17 protein-coding genes are annotated in these 18,233 nt (G+C 72.1%); 13 read left to right on the top strand and 4 right to left on the bottom strand.

Annotated features, from left to right (window positions below):
• Positions 1-208 precede the first annotated feature (208 nt).
• Complete coding sequence (locus MTQ01_RS02320) at positions 209-979, top strand: GntR family transcriptional regulator (protein ID WP_247486600.1); 771 nt, start codon at positions 209-211, stop codon at positions 977-979.
• The gene (locus MTQ01_RS02325) at positions 976-2,286 is read left to right on the top strand and encodes a nitrate/nitrite transporter (RefSeq protein ID WP_247486601.1); all 1,311 of its coding nucleotides are present in this window, start codon (positions 976-978) and stop codon (positions 2,284-2,286) included. The genes MTQ01_RS02320 and MTQ01_RS02325 overlap by 4 nt, the downstream gene beginning before the upstream one ends.
• A gap of 200 nt (positions 2,287-2,486) precedes the next feature.
• Here the strand turns inward: MTQ01_RS02325 and MTQ01_RS02330 are convergent, their stop codons facing one another.
• Positions 2,487-3,317, bottom strand: a complete 831-nt coding sequence (locus MTQ01_RS02330; protein ID WP_247486602.1) for a maleylpyruvate isomerase family mycothiol-dependent enzyme — start codon at positions 3,315-3,317, stop codon at positions 2,487-2,489.
• A gap of 155 nt (positions 3,318-3,472) precedes the next feature.
• Here MTQ01_RS02330 and MTQ01_RS02335 point away from each other — a divergent pair, with 155 nt between their 5' ends.
• The 10 genes from MTQ01_RS02335 (at position 3,473) to MTQ01_RS02375 (ending at position 14,845) form a co-directional block, all read left to right on the top strand.
• Positions 3,473-4,327: a carbon-nitrogen family hydrolase gene (locus MTQ01_RS02335; RefSeq protein ID WP_247487670.1), complete on the top strand. Its 855-nt coding sequence runs from the start codon at positions 3,473-3,475 to the stop codon at positions 4,325-4,327.
• A gap of 544 nt (positions 4,328-4,871) precedes the next feature.
• Positions 4,872-5,003 carry a hypothetical protein gene (locus MTQ01_RS24815; RefSeq protein ID WP_282613124.1) on the top strand — a complete coding sequence of 44 codons (132 nt, stop codon included), beginning with the start codon at positions 4,872-4,874 and terminating at the stop codon, positions 5,001-5,003.
• A gap of 245 nt (positions 5,004-5,248) precedes the next feature.
• The gene (locus tag MTQ01_RS02340) at positions 5,249-6,835 is read left to right on the top strand and encodes an MFS transporter (RefSeq protein WP_247486603.1); all 1,587 of its coding nucleotides are present in this window, start codon (positions 5,249-5,251) and stop codon (positions 6,833-6,835) included.
• Positions 6,819-8,204, top strand: coding sequence for a hypothetical protein (locus MTQ01_RS02345; protein WP_247486604.1), 1,386 nt, complete (start codon positions 6,819-6,821; stop codon positions 8,202-8,204). Before MTQ01_RS02340 ends, MTQ01_RS02345 begins: the two co-directional genes overlap by 17 nt.
• The gene (locus MTQ01_RS02350; RefSeq protein ID WP_247486605.1) at positions 8,201-10,228 is read left to right on the top strand and encodes a radical SAM protein; all 2,028 of its coding nucleotides are present in this window, start codon (positions 8,201-8,203) and stop codon (positions 10,226-10,228) included. Before MTQ01_RS02345 ends, MTQ01_RS02350 begins: the two co-directional genes overlap by 4 nt.
• On the top strand, positions 10,228-11,166 hold the full coding sequence (locus MTQ01_RS02355; RefSeq protein ID WP_247486606.1) for a DUF692 family multinuclear iron-containing protein: 939 nt from the start codon (positions 10,228-10,230) through the stop codon (positions 11,164-11,166). Before MTQ01_RS02350 ends, MTQ01_RS02355 begins: the two co-directional genes overlap by 1 nt.
• Positions 11,153-12,103 carry a hypothetical protein gene (locus MTQ01_RS02360; protein ID WP_247486607.1) on the top strand — a complete coding sequence of 317 codons (951 nt, stop codon included), beginning with the start codon at positions 11,153-11,155 and terminating at the stop codon, positions 12,101-12,103. The genes MTQ01_RS02355 and MTQ01_RS02360 overlap by 14 nt, the downstream gene beginning before the upstream one ends.
• Complete coding sequence (locus MTQ01_RS02365) at positions 12,100-12,981, top strand: cupin domain-containing protein (RefSeq protein WP_247486608.1); 882 nt, start codon at positions 12,100-12,102, stop codon at positions 12,979-12,981. Before MTQ01_RS02360 ends, MTQ01_RS02365 begins: the two co-directional genes overlap by 4 nt.
• 3 nt (positions 12,982-12,984) lie before the next feature.
• A complete protein-coding gene (locus tag MTQ01_RS02370) occupies positions 12,985-13,992 on the top strand; it encodes a metallopeptidase TldD-related protein (protein WP_247486609.1) in 1,008 nt (335 codons plus the stop codon).
• Between the two features lie 376 nt (positions 13,993-14,368).
• On the top strand, positions 14,369-14,845 hold the full coding sequence (locus MTQ01_RS02375) for a DoxX family protein (protein ID WP_247486610.1): 477 nt from the start codon (positions 14,369-14,371) through the stop codon (positions 14,843-14,845).
• A gap of 137 nt (positions 14,846-14,982) precedes the next feature.
• On the opposite strand, the gene MTQ01_RS02380 is transcribed toward MTQ01_RS02375, so the two are convergent.
• A complete protein-coding gene (locus MTQ01_RS02380; protein ID WP_247486611.1) occupies positions 14,983-15,489 on the bottom strand; it encodes a GNAT family N-acetyltransferase in 507 nt (168 codons plus the stop codon).
• 259 nt (positions 15,490-15,748) lie between these two features.
• On the opposite strand from MTQ01_RS02380, the gene MTQ01_RS02385 reads away from it, so the two are divergent.
• Complete coding sequence (locus MTQ01_RS02385) at positions 15,749-16,468, top strand: alpha/beta fold hydrolase (RefSeq protein ID WP_247486612.1); 720 nt, start codon at positions 15,749-15,751, stop codon at positions 16,466-16,468.
• A 148-nt stretch (positions 16,469-16,616) separates the two neighbouring features.
• On the opposite strand, the gene MTQ01_RS02390 is transcribed toward MTQ01_RS02385, so the two are convergent.
• Positions 16,617-16,814 (bottom strand): DUF397 domain-containing protein, encoded by a 198-nt coding sequence (locus tag MTQ01_RS02390; RefSeq protein ID WP_247486613.1) that lies wholly within the window; start codon positions 16,812-16,814, stop codon positions 16,617-16,619.
• A 164-nt stretch (positions 16,815-16,978) separates the two neighbouring features.
• Positions 16,979-17,932, bottom strand: a complete 954-nt coding sequence (locus tag MTQ01_RS02395; RefSeq protein ID WP_247486614.1) for a helix-turn-helix transcriptional regulator — start codon at positions 17,930-17,932, stop codon at positions 16,979-16,981.
• Positions 17,933-18,233 lie beyond the last annotated feature (301 nt).

Genomic DNA, 18,233 nt, shown 5'->3' on the forward strand with positions numbered 1-18,233 from the left:
GCGGGGTGGGCGGATGCGTGCCGCCCGCGGTCTGCGGACGGCCGGCTGCCGGGGGCGTCGTGGCGCAACAGGCACAACAGCCGTAACGGGCGTACGGGTGCGGGGTCCGGGCGTACGGCGCGCCTCCGCCGCCGTGAAGTCGCGGGAGCGGATGTCCGGATACTGGAAGCGGCGGTGGGTGTATGGCTCTTGTATCTAAGGTGTGTGCATGCCTTCCGCAGTGTCCGACACCTCTGCCGTGCCCGCGGCAGTGAGCCCGCCCGTGCCCTCCTCCGACCGCGGCGCCGCAGGTGCCTCCGAGCCGCCCCGTGCCGGTGACGGAGCCCGTCCGGCGCCGGCGCGCCCCCAGCCCGCCGCGGAGCGGGTCTACGCACACGTCAAGCAGGCTGTGCTGGAACGCCGTTACGCGGGCGGGGAGTTGCTGACCGAGGGCGAGCTCGCCGAGGCGGTCGGGGTCTCCCGCACCCCGGTGCGGGAGGCGCTGCTGCGGCTCGAGGTCGAGGGCCTGCTCAAGCTCTACCCGAAGAAGGGCGCGCTCGTACTGCCGGTCTCCGCCCGGGAGATCGTCGACGTGGTGGAGACCCGGATGCTGGTCGAGGTGCACGCGGCCCGCAGGGCCGTACCGCTGGCGCCGAGCGTGCTGGCGGAGCTGGAGGAGCTGCTGGAGCGGCAGCGGCGCCTCGCCGAGGAGGGCGACCTGGCCGAAGTGGCGGTCACCGACCGGTGCTTCCACGCGACCCTGGTGCGCGCCACCGGCAACGAGATCCTGGCCCGGCTCTACGACCAGCTGCGCGACCGGCAGTTGCGGATGGGGGTGGCCGTGATGCACGCCCATCCCGAACGCATCGCCAAGAACATCGCCGAGCACACCGAGATCCTGCGGGCGCTCAGGGACGGCGACACCGAGGCCGCGGTCGCGGCCGTGCAGGGCCATGTCGGCTCCGTGGAGCGGCTGCTGCGGGACGAGGGCGTGCGATGAGCCGCAAGGACCCGGTGCGCCAGGAGCTTCGGCTGCCCGGCGACCCGCCCGGCGGCGCGCGGGCGGTCTGGGTCTGGGGCCTGGGCGTCGCGGTCTACTTCGTCGCGATCACCTACCGCACCAGCCTGGGCGTGGCCGGTATCGAGGCCGCCGAGCGGTTCGAGATCAACGCCTCGGCGCTCTCCACCTTCTCCATCCTCCAGCTGCTCGTCTACGCGGGCATGCAGATACCCGTCGGCCTGCTCGTCGACCGGTGGGGGACGAAGAAGACGCTGGCGGTCGGCGTGGTGCTGTTCACCGTCGGCCAGTTCGGCTTCGCGCTCGCCGACTCCTACGCGGTGGCGCTCGCCTCGCGCGCGCTGCTCGGCTGCGGCGACGCGATGACGTTCATCAGCGTGCTGCGGCTCGGCTCCCGCTGGTTCCCGGCCAGGCGTGGCCCGTTGGTGGCGCAGATCGCCGCGCTCTTCGGCATGGCCGGCAACCTGGTGACCACCCTCGTGCTCGCCAGGACGCTGAGCGCGGTGGGCTGGACCCCGACCTTCGCGGGCAGCGCGGTGGCCGGAGTCGTGATGCTGGCGCTGGTGCTGCTCTTCCTCAAGGACCACCCGCCGGGCTGCGCGCCGCCGCCGGTGACGTACAGCGGCGGCTATGTGCGCCGGCAGATCAGCTCTGCCTGGCGGGAGCCGGGCACCCGGCTGGGCATGTGGGTGCACTTCACCACGCAGTTCCCGGGGATGGTCTTCCTGCTGCTGTGGGGCCTGCCGTTCCTGGTCGAGGCGCAGGGCCGGACGATGGCCGAGGCCGGCACCCTGCTGACGCTGATCGTGCTCTCCAACATGGGCATCGGACTGGTCTTCGGCCAGGCCATCGCCCGCCGCCAGGAGGCCCGTACGCCCATCGTGCTCGGTGTGATCGGCAGTACGGCGCTGCTGTGGGCAGCGGTGCTGGCCTGGCCGGGGCAGGCGCCGACCTGGCTGCTGGTGACGCTCTGCCTGGTGCTGGGGGCCTGCGGGCCCGCCTCCCTGGTCGGTTTCGACTACTCCAGGCCCGCGAACCCGGCCGAGCGGCAGGGCACCGCCTCCGGCATCGTCAACATGGGCGGCTTCATCGCCTCCATGACGACGCTGCTCGCCGTCGGCGTGCTGCTCGACCTGACCGGGGACAACTTCCGGATCGCCTTCGCCTCGGTCTTCCTGCTCCAGGCGCTGGGGCTGAGCCAGATACTGCGGCTGCGGCGCAGCGCGCGGCTGCGCGAGCGCGAACGGCTGGTCGCCAGCCGGGTGTCGGCGGTGCACGTACCGGCGTGAGCGGCGCCGGTACGGGGCGACGGCCGCGGCGGCGACGGCCGGCGGGCTGCGCCGCGTGTGTGCGGTGGGCCGCGCCGCGTGCGGGCATGCGTGCGTGCGGACTGCACGTGCCGACGGGCTGCGCGTGCCGACGGACTGCGTGTGCCGACGGGCTGTGCGTGCCGACGGGCTGCGGGGCGGAGGCGCTGCGCGCCGGCGGGCTACGGGGTGACGGCGAAGTTGGCGAGGATCGCCTGGGCCAGCTCCTCGTCGCCCTCGATCTTGACCCGGTCCCGCACCGCTTCCGGCTTCACCCGGCCGCAGGCGAGCCGCAGATAGGTTTCCCAGTCCAGGGTGAAGGTGACCGCGGGGCCGAGCGAGGGGCTGCTGTTGACCGAGGCGTTCCCCTCGGCGTCGACCCGGACGGTGCGCATGAACTCCAGCGGACCGTGCACGTCGAAGACGACCGCGCAGTTGTTGGGCGCACCCGCCCGCTTGGCGACGACCTTGGGCAGCCCGTGCACCAGGATGTCCCGGGCGATGTACGCGGCGGCCGAGTCCAGGTTGCCGGGGGTGCGCAGCGCGCGGCGCATGTCCTGCTCGTGCACCCACACGTCGAAGGCGCGCAGCCGCAGCAGCGTCTCCAGGGTGATCTCGCCGCCGCCGGGCAGCACCGAGCGCACCTTGGCGTCGGGTGCGCGCTTCTCGTTGCGCAGCTGGCGGTTGCGGCGGATGACGGTGTACTCCAGCTCGCTGGTCATCTCGGCGGCGGTGTGGTGCCGCCGCACGTCGACCTGGACCTCCATGTGACGGGTCGACTCGTCCGTCACGTGGTAGAGGTCGCGCGGCAGGGTGTGGATCGGGCGCGGGTCGCCCAGCAGCTCGGTCTCGACGCCGATGATGTGCGACAGCACGTCGCGCACGGACCAGCCCGGGCATTCGGTACGGCGGTTCCACTCGCTGTGCACGAGCGGTTGGACGAGCTCGGCTATCGCGTCGATGGAGTGAGTCCAGGCGTCAACGTACGGTTGAAGACTCGGATGCTCGGTCACGGGGCCCCTCATGACTGCGGTACGGATCATTCGTTCGCGGTGTGGGTGCTCTCAAGTTAGTCTGCGGTCGGGCACCCGGAAGTGCTTTTGCGTGACGATCGTAGGACGTATTCCTACGAGGCGTTCGCCCCCCTTCGACCATGGACGGTGGTACCGTGCGCGCCTCCCTCCTCCAGATCGCCGTGAATCCGGACGAATCGGTCAATTCGCGGCGGTTGCGGGCTGTTTCGCTGGTGGAAGAACAGTCCGAATCCGACCTTGTCGTCCTTCCGGAACTCTGGCCGGTGGGTGCTTTCGCCTTCGATCGCTTCGACGAGGCGGCCGAGTCCGCGGCCGACGGCCCCACCGCCGAGCTGCTGGGGGCGGCTGCCGAGCGGGCCGGGGTCTGGCTGCACGCGGGCTCCGTGGTGGAGCGGGACGCGGACGGCACGCTCTACAACACCTCTCTCGTTTTCAGCCCCGCCGGTGAGTTGGTCGGTCGCTACCGCAAGATTCACCGGTTCGGGTTCGATCGCGGTGAAGCGGCGCTGATGGGCGCCGGCGCCGAGCCGGTCACCGTCGACACCGGCCGGGCGGTGCTGGGTCTCGCGACCTGTTACGACCTGCGCTTCCCCGAGCTGTTCCGATCCCTGACCGATGCGGGCGCGCAGATCCTGATCGTGCCCGCCGGCTGGCCCGCCAAGCGTGCGGCCCACTGGGAGCTGCTGCTGCGCGCCCGCGCGGTGGAGAACCAGGCATACGTCCTGGGTTGCGGCACGGCCGGCAGCAACGGCGGCGCCCCGCAGGCCGGCCGCAGCGCGATCGTCGATCCCTGGGGCGAAACCCTCGCCGTCGCCGAGGAGTTGGACGGCGACGGCTCGGGCGACGGCTCGGTCGGCGACGGTGGCCGGGTCGGCGAGGGTGGCGGCGGTGGGGCGCGCGAGCAGGTCGTGACGGCCGAGCTGGATCTCGCCGCGCTGGCCCGTACCCGCGAGGAGTTCCCCGCGCTCAAGGACCGCGTACTGCGCTGACGCGCCCCCGCGCACGTCCGCCGGAGAACGCCCCCCGACTGTCGCGCGCTTCTGCTGTATTTCTCCTGCTCGCACTGTCTCCGGGTATCACGAATTTCCTTGAAAGCCGTACCGATCGCCCTTTTCGGCTGCGTGTACTGGCGTGAATCTTTCTCTTTCCGGTTCTGCCCGAACGTTTCGTTGGTGTCGGGTATTGTGAGTGTCGGGCACGGGATAATTCATCGACCCGGTCGGGTTCCGACCGTTTTTTGTTGCTCCGGTGGCGCACGGTGCGACAAGGGGTGCCCGACGTCGAACGATGCTTTCCCGTACGGGCGTTGCAGGTGCCCGTTGCGGGGCTGTGGGCCGGTGTGCGGTGGCGGAAAGAGCTCGCCGCCCTCTTCGGCCGTCGGTTCGAATTGTCGGCGCGGATGCTGCGTCAATGCGCCCGGGGTCGGCGATTCCTCGAACGGATGACCGCTCTTTTTCCGTGAGTCCGGGGCGTGGTTCTATGCGATTCCGGCCGGAATTCTTCGACCGGATCCACCTTTATGAGGGAGGAAACATGGAGAAGACGACGAACGAGCAGAACATCGTCGACGAGCTCGACAGCCTCGACAGCCTCGAGGTGCTGGAGGCGGACGACCTGGACGAGGGCGTCGCATTCCACGCGTTCCGCTTCAAGAACATCGTCTGAGCCGGACGGTTCGCGAATCCGTCGGCCCGGCTCCCCGTCCCGTGCGGATGCCGGGAGCCGGGCCGACGGCCTGCCGCTCGTCGGTCCGGCCCGCCCCGGCCGCCCGTACGGACCGACCCGCTTCGGTCGGGACGGTCCGTACGGCCGACCCCTTCCGCCCCGTTCCGTACTCCACACACTCCGCCAACCACCCGCCACGCGTGCCGCGTTGACCGCGGTCGCCGCGAGAAAGGTCTCCTCATTCCGTGAGGATCTATCTGCGACTGCTCGGTCGTCGGCGCTTCGGCGCGCTCTGTCTCGGTCAGGCCGTCTCCCTCGTCGGGGACGCGCTGTTCCCCATCCTGGTGGTGGTCGCAGCGGCGGAATCGGGCACTCCCGCCGAGACGATCGGTGCGGTCTTCGCCGCCCGCTTCCTCGCGCTCGGTGGCGTGGTGCTCTTCAGCGGTGCGCTGCTGGACCGGCTGAACCCCGTCACGGCGGCGGTGGCGGCCGACTCCTCGCGGGTGGTGGCGCTGCTCGTGCTCGCCCTGTTCTGGGGCGGCCGACTGGATGCGCTGGTGCTGGTGGTCGCCGTGCTCGTGGGCCTGTGCGAGGCGGTGAGCGAACCGGCGCTGCTGCTGATCGCGCCGCGTACGGTCGGGCGTCCCGTCGCGGACGAGAGCGCGGATCCGGCCGCGAGGGAAGTCGAAGTCACCGCGATCTACGGCCTGTTGGAGGGGATGCGCAACATCGCCGGTATCGCCGGTCCGTCGATCGCGGCCGGGCTGGTGGCGGCGCTCAGCCCGTCCGCGGGCGCGGTCGCGGCGGCGATCGCCTTCGGTGTCTCCGCGGTCGCGACGCGCTGGGCCGGAGCCCGCTGGACACAGAGCCGTCGTACGGACGCGGCGGCCCCGGACGCGGACGGACCCGGCGACCGCAAGTCCGACGGGCAGAGCACCGGCGAGCGGGCGTCCGATGACGGGGACGTACCCGGCGACGCGGACGAGCCGCTGTGGCGCACGGCGGTGGGGGGCTTGGCGGCGCTGTGGCGGGTGCGCTGGCTGCGGCAGATGCAGATCCTCGCCGTGGTGCACGTGTTGCTGGCGGTGGGCCCGTGGATGGTGGCGCTGCCGGTGCTGGTGATCGAACGCGGGCACAGCGCGTCCGTGTACGCCGTGGTGCTGGGCGCGTTCGCCGCCGGCACGGTGGCGGGCGCACTGCTCGGCGGCCGGATCACCGGTCCGCGCCGGGGGCTGTACTCGCTGGCGCTGCTGGCGCTCTTCGGGCTCACCGCGATGTCCCTGGTCCTGACCGACTTCCTGCCCCTGGTGATCGCCGCCTTCGTGGTCGGCGGCGTCGGTCAACAGGCGTTCGACGTGGTGAAGATGGCCGGTCTGCGCCGGGACGTCCCCGAATCCCTGCACGGTCGGGCGTTCTCCGCCGACTTCTTCTTCTCCTTCGCCTCGCTGCCGCTGGGCCAGGCGATCGGCGCGCTGCTGCTGAGGTTTGTCAGCGCCGAGAACATCATGCTCTGGGCCGGCGTCCTGGTGGTGGTGACGAGCTGCGCGGCGATGGCCGGCGCGGACGCCCGCCGGTTCGCCTCCGGCCCGCTCGCGCCGGACCCGGCCCGCGACGCCGTCCCGAGGCCCGCCGATCGGAAGCCCGGCGAGTCCGAAGCGCTCAAGTCCGAAGCCGCCGAGTCCGAAGCCGCCGAGCCCGAGGCTGCCGAGCCCGAGGCCGCCGTGCCTGCCGAGCCCGTGCCCGGTGCGCGGGGTGCGGGCGGCTCCGGGAGCACGGACGCAGCCGTCGGCGCCGAACTGCGGGAGGAGCGCGAGGATGCCGCCAGGGGTTGACCTCTTCGAGGAGCACGGTGAAGTCGCGGCGCTGTGGCCGCAGCGGATCTACCACGACCGCACGGTCGTCTGCTTCGACCGCCACCTCGATCTGAAGCCGCTCGCTCCCGGTGGCGCCGAGGCGCTGCGGGCGGCGGCCTCGGCGGGGCAGGACCCGGCCGCGCTGGTGCGCCGGCTGCCGGTCCGCGGAGTGCCCGGAGCGTTCGGCCTGGACGACTTCTGGACCGCGGCGGCGATCGCGGGCGGTCTGAAGTCCCTTGTCTGGGTGCCCAGTTGGCGATCCCACCCGGGCTGGTGGTCGACGGCGACCGATGCCGTCTCGCTGATCGCCGTACGCCCGGCGGCTCCGCCCGACGCGCCCCCGCGCACCCCGTACAGCCCGTCCGACCCGTCCGACCCGTCCGACCCGTCCGACCCGTCCGACCCGTACGAGGCGTACGAGGCGACTCCGCGCGAGGCGTACGAGGCGTACGACTCGCAGGAGGTCGTGGACCCCGCGCCGTGTGCGCGTGCCTGCTGTCTGTCGGTCACCCTGTGCGGGGTTCGGCTGACCGTCGTCCCGCCCGATCTCCTCGCCGAGCACCGTCGGCGGCATCTGCGCGGCGATGTCGTGGTGGACATCGATCTGGACTGGCTGGTCGACGAGCACGGGCGGCTCGACCACGAGGTGGACGACCTCGCCGAGCTGGTCTCGCTGTGCGGCGGCGAGCTGTCCGCGATGACCTGGTCGACCCGTTCGGGTTTTCTGCCCGCCGAGTTCCGCCGGGTCGGCAGGGACGTCGCCCGACGGCTGGGGCTGCGCACCCGGGAGTCCTCCTATCTGCCCGCCACCCCCTGGCCGGAGGACGTGCTGCTGAACGTGCACCGGGGCGTCGTACCGCCGGAGTTCACCACCGATTCGCAGGAGCGGGTCGCCGAGGGCGTGGCGATCGCACTGCGCGGGCTGGCCGCCGCCGCGCACGATCCGGGTGCGGCCCACGAGGCGTACGAGCGGGCCGCGGCGCACGGCTACCGCTCCAGCTGGCTCGCCTACCGAACCGGCATCGCGCACTACCTGGCCGGCGACCACGGGCCCGCTCGCGCCCGTCTGCGCCGCGCGGTGGCGATCGACCCGGCGGACACCCTGGCGATGCACGCGCGCATCCTCGCCGCGCGCGCCACCGCCCGGATCGACGGTCCGCGGCCCGCGCTGGCCGAACTGTCGTCGCTGGCACGGGAGTTGCCGCTGCGCGCGGGGGTCTGGCGCACGGTGCGGGTGCTGGCGGAGGCGGGCGGCGAGCGGGAGTTGACGCAGGAGGCCGAGGAGGCGCTGCGGCGCATCCGGCGGCTCGGTGTGCCGAGGCAGTCGGCGGAGAGGTCGGACCGATGACGGATGTGCTGCTGGTGATGCCGCCGGTGAGCGAGGCGGTGCAGTTCCCCTATCTGGCGCTGCCGCAGCTCACGGCGGCCTGGCGTGCCCAGGGGTACGCGGTGCGGTGCGTCGATCTGAACCTGGAGTACCGCGAGGCGGTGCTCCGCAGGGACGCCGACCCCGCCGAACCGGGCGCCGACTCCGCGCTGTCCGACGCCGAACCGGGCGCCGCCCCCGCCCGGCCCGTCGAGTCCGGCACCGTCCCCGCCCACCCGGCCGAGGCCGACGGCGCTCCCCGTGCCGCCGAGCCCGCCGCTGCCCGGAACGGCGGCGCGGCACCGGCAGCGGGGGACGTCTACCGGCAGGTCAGCGAGCGCTACCGGTCCCACCACGGCGAGCGGCTGCTCGACCGCTCCCGGGACCGTACGGCGCCCGAGGTGCAGGCCATGGCGATCCGCGCGACCGGCCGGTACGTGGCCCTGCGTGCCGCCGCCGACGGCTGGCTGGTCAAAAACCCTTTGCCGCTGGGGGAGTTGGAGGAGCGGGTGCGCGCGAGCCTGCACCACTGGTCCGCCCGGTGGTGCGGGCAGCGGCTGCGGGAGCTGATCGACGAGCACCGGCCGAAGGTGCTGGCGTTCACGGTGCCGTTCTTCAGCCAGGTGGTGCCGGTGCTCTCGCTCGCCGTCCGGCTCAAGGAGCAGGGCGTCACGGTGCCGGTGATGGTCGGCGGGCCCACGGTGCAGATGTGGGCCAAGCTGCTGCGCTCCCGTCTGCCGGCCGCCGCGGCGGTCGACCACTGGTGCACCGGGCACGGCGAGGCGTACCTGGCCAGGGTGATGCCGCCGGACGCCGACCGTCCCGTGGAGGAGGTGCCCGCCGCTTCGGGCGGCCTCGCGGACGGCTTCCGCATCAACGACCAACAGGCTCCGGAATTCCGCCAGTTCGACCTGCTGAGGTACGCCAACGAGGCGTGGCAGTTCCCCTACCGGCTCACTCTGGGCTGCTACTGGGGCAAGTGCAGTTTCTGCTCGTACGGCAACCGTTACCACGACGACCGCGCCTTCCAGCAGCTGGCACCGGGCCGTGCGGCAGACCAACTCGTCGCTATCGCGGGGGAGTTGGGGATCACGGACGTCGCCGTCGCGGACGAGAACACCGGGCTGCGGCACCTGGTCCGGGTGATGGAGGAGGTGGAACTGCGCGGTGTCGACCTCACCTTCCGGGTGCGTGCGCGGCTGGAGCCGATCCTGGCCGATCCGCTCTTCGCCCGGAGGCTGCGCGAGCTCGGCTGTGTGCAGATCTCCACCGGATTCGAGTCCTCGCACCGGGAGTTGCTCGACTTCGTCCGCAAGGGTCAGGACCCGGTCGCGGCCGAGCAGGCGGTCGCCAACCTCACCGCCGCCGGCATCACGACCAACCTCTCCTTCATGGACGGCTACGACCACCCCGCCGCGGCCGAGGGCTTCCACGCCACCTCGGGGACCATCCGGCGCAACGCCGCGACCATGGGCCTGGACACCATGCAGTTGCTGGTCGCCGAGCCGGGCAGCCATCTGTGGGCCTCCCGCTGGGTCGCACCGGACGACGAGTTCCTGGTGACCAACGAGGGGTTGGCCTTCGCGGCCGGCCGGATCGGCGCCGCGCTCGGCAGCCCCGCCGAGGCGGAGGAGGCCAGGGAGCGGCTGCTGCGGATGACCGTCGAGGCGGTGCCGGACGCCGAGCGCCGCGCCCGGCCCGACCTCGCGCCCGCCTCCGCTTCCTCCTCCGCATCGCCCGCGGGCGGGCCGGGCCGATCCGCCTCCGCGGACTCCGACGGTCCGCTGCGGGCCTGGCCGCGGGCGGGGGTGGCGCTGGAGACGGTGCGAAGACGGCGCGTACTGGCCGATATCGCCTGGCCGCGGATGGCAGCCGTACCGCAGGCCGTGGTGTGCACCGACGACGGCGCGCTGGAGGCGGTCGGCCGGCGAGAGCGCAACTGGCTGCACCGGATGCTCCACAAACGCCTGCTGGTGACGGATCGCAAGGAAGCGGAGGTCTTCTGATGGAGAGACTGGGGCTCGGACTGGGGCTCGACCTCGTCTGGGGCGAACGCATCGGCTTCGAGCGCGAGGGCGGGGGCCGTCCGACCGACCGGGTCCGCGCTCATCTGGAGCGGTACGCGCCGGAGTACGACTACATGTTCGTCGCCTTCCAGCCGATCGACTACGGACCGCTCGACCCCGTCCGCTACCACCGGGCGTACGACAGAGTCTTCGAGCTCTTCGGCGAGGGCCGGCCGCGCGCGTTCCACCAGACGATGCTCAACACCGGCACCCCCGAGGGCTACGAGAAGAAGGTCGTCGCCGACTTCACCAACGCGTTGACCGAGCGCTACGGGTTCCGGTGGATCATCGAGGATCTGGGCATCTGGTCGCTGGCCGGCCGGAGTCTGCCCTATCCGATGCCGCCGGTGCTGACCGAGGAGGGGCTGCGGCGCGCGGTGGCCACGGTCGGCGAGTGGGTCGAGTTGCTGGACGCACCGCTGTCGGTGGAGTTCCCCGGGTTCACCGAGGGCGGCAGCTTCCTGGTGGGCACCCTGGACGCCTTCGAGTTCTACGCCACCGTCGTGCGCGAGACCGGCGCGCTGGCCACCATCGACGTGGGCCACGTCCTCGCCTACCAGTGGCTGAAGGGCCGTACCGGCGACCGGATGTTCGACGGGCTGGACGCGCTGCCGCTGGAGCGCTGCCACGAGGTGCACCTCTCGGGCTGCCAGATCGTGGGTGGCCGCTTCCGCGATCTGCACCACGGTGTGCTGCTCGACGAACAACTCGCCCTGCTGGAACACCTGTTGCCCCGGATGCCGCGGCTGACCGGGGTGACCTACGAGGATCCCAAGTTCGACGCCGACGGCGAGCTGGTGCCCAAGTCCCGCCCGAACGCGGAGCGGCTCTTCCAGATCGTCCGGCAGTGGAAGGAGCCCGCCCGTGACCACAGTTGACGATCCGACCACCGGCAACCCCGCGGAAGAGCCGGGCCCGCCGGACGGCCCGAACGGCACGACGGGCGCGGAGAGTGCGGCAGGCACGAACGGCGCGACGGGTGCGGAGGGCGCCGCCGGCCCGAACGGCGCCGCCGGCGGGGGCAGCGCGTCCGCGGCGGACGGTGCGCAGGCCGAGGCCGTCGCGGGGCTGCACGAGCGGACCCTGCGCGTGCTCGACCGGCTGCTGTACGACGCCCGCTTCCGGGAGACCTTCGTGACCGGCGGTCCGCGAAGCACCGAACTCGGCCTGGAGGCCGACCTGTTGGACGCCTTCGACCTCGTCGACACCCGAGAGCTGGTCCAGGTCGGCCGCAACATCCGCAGCGACGTCACCTCCGGCGGAACCGGTACGGGGCTGGGCCTGGCCCGCACCTTCCCGCGCACGCTGCGGGCGGTGCGCGAGCGGGGCGGGGGCGGACTGAAGGAGGTGGCGGAGGAGTTCATCGCCTCGCCGTCGTTCCAGGAGTTCCGCGATGTGCCGTTCTCCCCGCGCGGACGCGGCCGTACGCTCCCGGAGTGCTTCCACCGCTGGGTGGCCGACCACCCCCGGCACACCAGGCACGGCTCGCTGGAGCCGCTGGCGTTCCACGAGGCCGCCGAGGCGGTCGTACGGACGGTCTCCACCGGCGCCGACGCCACCTTCGACGTGGGGATGCCCGGCGCCGCCCGGCACGGCGACACGCTCTGCATCTTCCGCGACTACGCGTCCGCGCCGCCGGTGTGGAAGCTGCGGCCGACGATATATCTGGCCGGGAACAGCCGCTGCGTGGTGGGCGGTGTGAGCCCCGCGGTCTACGGTGGCCTGGTCGCGGTCCTGGGCGGAAGGGCCGAGTCCCTGCCGGTGCGGGTGCGGGAGGCGCTGGAGCGGCGGCTGCGGAACTGGGGGCTGCGGTGAGCGACAACTCCCGGGCGTCCGCCGCCACTTGGTCCGCACCGGTGCCGGAGAGCGAGCGGCTGGACATCGCCGCCTTCTACGAGCACGTCTGGCGCAGGCGTCCGATGGTCTGGCGCGGCTGCGGCGCGGACTTCCTCGCGCCGTCCCTGGACTGGGAGCGCGTCGCCGAGGTGGAACGGCTGCCGGTGCGTGAACTCGGCGCGGCCGAGGCGCGCCTGAGCCCCGACCGGACCGTCCTGTTCGTGAACCAGGCCCAGCACGCGATGCCCGAACTGGCCGCCGCCTGCGTGGCGTTGGCGGAGGAGTTCGGCTGGGAGGAGTGCACCGCCGACCTCTCGGTCACCAGGGAGCAGGGCGCCGGCATCGGCTGCCACTTCGACCACAGCGACAACTTCGTGGTGCAGCAGCAGGGCAGCAAGAGCTGGCGGGTCGGGCTGCCGTCCGACACCGCCCCGCGCCGGCAGCGCGCCCGGATGCTGGAGGCCAAGGGGTTCGTGCCCTCGGGGACGCTGCCGCCCGAGGCGCCCCGGGTGCGGCTGGAGCCCGGTGACGTGCTGTATCTGCCGCTCTTCGCCCCGCACGAGGGGGTGGAGAGCGCGGCGGAGGAGGGCTCGATCAGTGTCTCCTTCTCCTACAACGCCCGCAGTGCGCTGGGCAGTTGGATGGGCCCGCTGATGCGCAGGCTCTCGCTGGAGCCGGAGTGGTGGGGGCCTCTTCCGCTGGACGGCCCCGACCGCGGCGGGCTGTCCGCCGCACTGCACCGCGCCTTCGAGGACGTTCTCGGGCAGACGGGGAACCGGGACGGCGGCGACCGCGCGCCGGTGCCGACCGCCCGACCGGACAGCTCGCCCCCACCGCCCGCACCCGACGCCGACTGACCGGTGGACAGGGCCACGTCGCAGGCGGCTGCGGAGCTGGACGCGGCCCTCGCCGAGGCCCGGGCGCGCCTCGGCGAGGGCGCACGAATCGTCTCCCGACTGCGGGACGGGCTGTACGAGGTCCATCTCTCGCTCGGCGAACCGGACCACGGCCGCGTCCCGCAGTGGGGCGTGGCCGCCCACGATCCGCGCCATGTGCTCGACCAGGTCCCGCTGGCCGCCGCGCGGTTGGCCGGCGACCGGGCGCTGCTGGCCGTACGGCGTCCGCTGGAGGCTCCGCTGCACGGTCCGGCGCTCCTCACGCCCGCGGCGGCGGGAGTGCTGGTGCACGAGTGCTTCGGCCACACCAGCGAGGCCGACAACTATCTGACCCGGCCGCGTTCCGCCGGCCGACTCGGCGACCGGCTCACGCCCGCGCCGCTGACCGTACGGGACCGTCCGGGGCTGCTCCGGTTCGCCGGGAGCTACCGCCGCGACGACGAGGGCACCCGCGCCCGTACCGTCACGCTGCTCGACCGGGGGCGCTGGTCCGGCCTGCTGACCGGTCGTTCCACGGCCTGGCTGAGCGGTGGCGCGAGCACCGGCCACGCCCGCGGTCCCAGCGGGGCGACCGCGCCCCGGTGCAGTGTGCTGGAGGCCGCCCCCGGACCGTACGCACCCGCCGGGCTGCGGCGCTGGATGGGTGACGGCTGGCTGTGGGGCACTCCGATCGGCGGCTTCTCGGTGGAGGGCCGGCTGATCGTGGAGCTGCTGTGGGTGCGCCGAGTGCGTTCCGGGGTGGTGACCGGGGAGGTGCGCGGGCCCGCGGTGGTGTGCGCGGGCAAACGGGCGCTCGCCGCCGGGCTGGTGGCCGTCGGCAACGATCCGACGGTGCACAGCTCGCCGTATCGCTGCGTCAAGGCGGGCCACGAGGTGGGCTCCACGCTGATCACCCCCTCGATGCTGCTGCGCCGCGCGGTCCTGCGCCCGTTGGCGGACCTGGCCGAAGTGGTCGGCCGCTCGGGGCTGTGAACTGACGCTCCGTCAAGTACAGTCCCTCTGTGGCAGTTGAGCGGGTCTCGGTGCTCCGCGTGGAGTGCCCCGTTGTGCTGCGCCAAGTCCGACATTGGTTGTGGACTGTGGAACTTCCGTGATGTTAAAGGGAGTTGAAAATCTGATTGCGTCGGAGCATCCGGCGGAGTCGCGGGAATGAGCTCTCGCGTGCGCATTCCCGTTCTCACCGTGCAGGTTTCCGAGGGCGCGTATTCCCTGCGCACGGCATCTTTCCGGTATTGGTCTAGACTTTTAATTTACGGGCTCTTATGTTCAGTTCCATCGGCCGAGGCCAGGTCATAGGGTCGTGTCCCTGGCGTGCTCCCGTCACGCTGAATCCTCAGGAGATCCCCCGATGAGACAACCGCTCAGCTCCTCCCCGCGGACCACCGAAGCCCCCGACGAGTCGCGCGACCGCATCGCGAGTGTGCTCGACCCGTTCCAGCCGCACGTGCTCTCCGCCTTCCGGGTCGTCGTCGGTCTGCTCTTCGCCTGTCACGGTGCCGCCACCCTCTTCGACGTGCTCGGCGGCCCCGCCTCGGGGCAGGGGCCCGCAGTCGCGGAGTGGCCGGGCTGGTGGGCTGCGGCGATCCAACTCGGCGGCGGAATCCTGGTGTTGGCCGGTGTCTTCACCCGCCCTGCCGCGCTGCTCTGCTCCGGCTCGATGGCCTACGCGTACTTCGTCGAGCACCAGTCGGAGGGGCTGTTCCCGATCGAGAACGGTGGCAACCTGTCCGCGCTCTACTGCTGGGCCTTCTTCCTGATAGCCGTCTTCGGCCCGGGTCGCTGGACGGTCACCTCCGTGCTGCAACGCGCACGTTCCGCCCGCTGACTCCGGCCGGGACCGCGCCGCAAGGCCCGTGCCCCCACGTCGCAAGGCCCGTGTGCCACGCCGATCCGCGTGGCACACGGGCCTTCGCCGTGAGGCGAGCACGCGGTGGCTCGAAGCGCGGAGACGCCGTGCGGCGCTCAGTCGGCCCCGAGCAACTGCCGGGACATGACCAGCTCTTCGATCGTCCTGTCCTCCAACTGACGTGTGCGCACACCGGAGTTGGCGAAGCCGGCCCTCCGGTACAGGCCCAGTGCGGCCGAGTTGGCCGGAAGAACCGCCAACCTGAGTGTGTGCGCGCCCTGCTGCCGCGACCAGCGTTCGATCTCGGCGATCAGCAGTTCACCGGTACCGGTGCCCCGGGCGCGCGGCCCCACCCACAGCGACATCAGCTCCACCGTGCCCGGCGAATCCGTCGGCATCCCGGCGGCCATGCCGACCCGGACACCGTCCTCGGCGACCGCGGTGACATGGTGCGAGCCCGGCGTCGCCAGACGGGCGCGCCAGCGGTCGGGCCGATCGCCCTCGCCCTGCCACTGGGCGAGTGTCGTACCGAAGGCGTACGGCGCCTCCGCGAGGGCGGCGAGCCGCAGCTCGCGCCAGACCGGCCAGTCGTCGACGGTGAGCGTGCGCACTGTGGTGACCATGCGCGCCATTCTGGCTGGTGGCTGGTGGCTGGTGGCTGGTGGCTGTGAGCCGGGGCTCGGGTGCCTGGTGCCTGGTGTCTGGTGGCTGTGAGCCGGAGCCGGAGTGCTGGGCTTCGACGCGGGCACGCGGGCACGCGGGCACGCGGGTGCGCGTGAGCCGAGGCTCGGAGCCTCGCCCCGGTGGTGGACCGCCGGCCCGCTGAGCTGCGGCTGCGGCACTCCGAGGGCGACTGTCAGAGGCCAGGTCTAGCGTGTTCCCATGACGGATTTCGTACTTGTCGCAGGGGCGTGGCTCGGGGCGTCGGCGTGGGACGAGGTGGTGCCGCGGCTGCGCGCCGAGGACCACGGGGTGCACCCGCTCTCGCTCTCCGGGCTGGGCGAGAAGCAGGCCGACTCCGCCGATCAGCGCACCCATGTCCGGGACGTCACGGAGGAGGTCGACCGGCTGGGCCTGCGCGAGGTGGTGCTCGTCGGTCACAGCTACTCGGGCATCCCGGTCGGTCAGGCCGCCGTGCGGATCGGTGACCGGCTCAAGCGCCTCGTCCTCGTGGACTCCAACATTCCGGAGGACGGCGAGTCCTTCGTCTCGGCGTGGCCGGACGGCCGGGCGATGGTGGAGGCGGCGATCGCCGACCACGGCGGGTGCTGGCCGCCGCCCTCTGCCGCGGACTTCGCGCCGGACGGCATGGTCGGCGACCAGGGCCTGTCCGGAGAGCAGCTGGAGCGGCTGATGGCGGACGCGGTGCCGCACCCCGGCGCCACCCTCACCGGGCCCGCGGTTCTGGAGCGACCGCTCGAAGAGCTGCCGGCCACCTATGTGAAGTGCCTGCTGGACGGCCCCGACCCGATGCCGGCCGTCGCCAACCTCCTCGCGGAGGCCGCCGACTGGAGACTCGCCGAGCTCAACACCGGCCACTGGCCGATGTATTCACAGCCCGCCGAGCTGGCGGAGGTGCTGCTCGAAGCAGCCAAGAGCTGAGCCCCGGACGGAACGATGCCGACCGGCCCAGCCACAGTGTCCACGCGCCAGCCTCACCGCTGGTTCAGGGGGTTCTGCGTCCTGCGGCGCCACAGAGGCCCCGTATCAGCATCCACGCTGAAACGGGGCCTGTCTGCGTTAAGACGGCCTACAGCGATCCGCCCTTGACGGCGCTCACGAATTCCTCGAACGCGCCTGCCCCGAAGCGAAGCATCTCCCGCTCGGTGTCCTTGCTGTCGCGCACCGGCACGACTCCGGCGGGCAGAAGATCACGGCTGAACTCGACACACTGCCCGCCGTTGCCCCCGCTGTAGCTGGACTTGATCCACGTGGTTGCTTCGCTCACTGTTCGTACTCCTTCATGATCCTGGCAACGACGGCCCGGGACTCCTCGGGTGACAACGCATCCGCGCGAAGCCTGTCGTACAGACCTTCCGCGTTCCGCACGTCCGTAGCCGAGCTCCCTTGCCGGGGTGAGGTGGGGCGCTTTCTGCGTCAGTGCCACAGGGCTCAGGCCGTCGCCCGTTGCAGCGCTGCCCGATGTTCTTCGGTCCACGGTGCGCTGCGAAGATCTTCGGGCAGGCCGTCAAGTCCCGCGCGCAGGTGGTCCGCAGCATCGGCGTGCTGCCCCAGGCCGAGGGCGAAGATCCCCATGTTCAGGCGGTTGAACGCGGGCGTGAGCCAGTAGGCGGTGTCCGGCGGTGGGAGTGCCGCAGCGGCATCAGTCAGTGCCTCGGCGCGCGCAGCAGTGCGCAGTGCCGCATCGCGTTGCCCCAACTCCGCCAATCCTGCGGCAGCTTGCAGGTAGTCGCCGATGCGCTGCGCCGGGTGCGCGCCCGGGGTGTCCGCTGCGGCCCCGAACCATCGGGCAATCGCGTGCGGGCGGCCCTGCTGCCGCGCCACATAGCCATGGAAGTTGAGTGCCTGTGCCGCGAGCGTTCCGTTGCCTGCCTCGTCGGCGAGATCGAGTGCGTCAGCGAGCCACAGATCTGCATCGCGGTGTGCACCCACCTGCGCGTACATCCATCCGGCGAACTGCGCGCTCTCCGATGCCACTTCCACCAGCCGCCCCCGGTGCGGACCCCGTGCCTCGCGCAACACCCCAAGCACGGCGTTCGCATGTGCCACAGCGGGCGCCAGGAGCGCGTGGGGGGCGGCATGGTCGTCCAGCCGCCGGTACGCGCTCAGCACGTCGGCGAGAGCATCGACGGTCGCGCCGTCCAGCCGTGATGGGTTGTTCACCGCCGGCGCCCGGTGGTCTCGCAGGTCGGCACCCAGCACTCGGCACAAGAGCGGCATCCACTCACGCGGCGTGCGGACTCCGCGTTCCCACCGGCTGACTGTCTGCCGGTCGACTGGTTCGCCTGCGACACCTGCGGCTCGGCACAGTTCGCGTGCCAACCGACCCTGCGACCACTCAAGGCGGTGCCGTGCCTCGCGGATGCGCTCCCCAACGCTGCTCATGATGCCCATTCTGGCCCACAACGGGCCCACAGGGGGCCGCTAGTAGTCGACCGGTTACCGTCCGACGCTGGTAAGCATGGAGAATCCATCTGAGCAGTCCCTGGGAGACCGCTTCGCAGCGCTTCCCATCACCATCGCCTTCCCGCCGTGCAAGTGCGGCACCCCGAGGTGCCCCGACGCACCGCCGGCGCCGCAGGGCGATGACGCTGCCGCAGGTGATGCCGCAGTGGCCTACTTGACGGAGTGGCGACGTGGCCGGAGCAAGCCATGAGGCGCACCTTCCGCGCCGGTGGTCGCCTTG

The organism is Streptomyces sp. XM4193 (assembly GCF_023072595.1).
Classification (GTDB): Bacteria; Actinomycetota; Actinomycetes; order Streptomycetales; family Streptomycetaceae; genus Streptomyces.